Origin of the sequence: Paracoccus luteus (genome assembly GCF_004522155.1) — a bacterium.
In the GTDB taxonomy this organism is placed as follows: domain Bacteria; phylum Pseudomonadota; class Alphaproteobacteria; order Rhodobacterales; family Rhodobacteraceae; genus Paracoccus; species Paracoccus luteus.
Map to the genome: position 1 here is coordinate 1 of NZ_SDEA01000036.1, position 750 is coordinate 750.

The following is a 750-nucleotide window of genomic DNA, read 5'->3' on the forward strand; positions in this document are numbered from 1 at the left end:
ATGGCGCCAGCATCTCGGTGGTCGCGCGCCGCAATGGCGTGGCGCCGAACCTGCTTTATCGTTGGCGTCGCCTGATGCTGGACGGGGGAGCGGTGGCTGTGTCCGAAGATGACGATGTGACCAGCAACCGGAGCGTCCGCCAGATGGAGGACCGCATCCGCGAACTCGAGCGCCAGTTCGGCCGCAAGACGCTCGAGGCCGAGATCCTGCGCGAGGCCTTGGACAAGTCGCGCTCAAAAAAACCGACCTTGCTCGCGCGGTCGCCGCTGAAGGACGGTTTCCGGTGAAGGTCGTGGCCGACACACTGGGCGTGGCCCGCTCCAACCTGCACGCCCGCTTGAACGGGAGCACGAAGCCGCGTCGGCGCTATCACAAGGCGCAGGACGCGGCGGTGGTGCCGCTCATCACGGCGCTGGTGGCGGCACGGCCGACCTACGGCTACCGCCGGATCACCGCGATCCTGAACCGGCGGCTGCGGGCGGAAGGCCTGGCGCCCGTGAACCACAAGCGGGTCTACCGGATCATGAAGGCCCACAACCTGCTGCTGGCGCGGAAGTATTCCGCGCGCCCCGAGCATGTTCATGACGGCAAGGTCATCGTCATGCGCTCGAACCTCCGCTGGTGCAGCGACGGGTTCGAGTTCACCTGCTGGAACGGCGACATCGTCCGTGGCGCCTTCATCATCGATGCCCATGACCGCGAGATCATCGCTTGGCGCGCCGTCGTGAATGCCGGGATCAGCGGGTCCGA

Annotated in this window: 1 pseudogene; it reads left to right on the forward strand. The window is 66.8% G+C overall.

Annotated features, from left to right (window positions below):
* Positions 1–750, forward strand: a pseudogene (locus tag EPA64_RS16165) (IS3 family transposase); the annotation flags it as partial.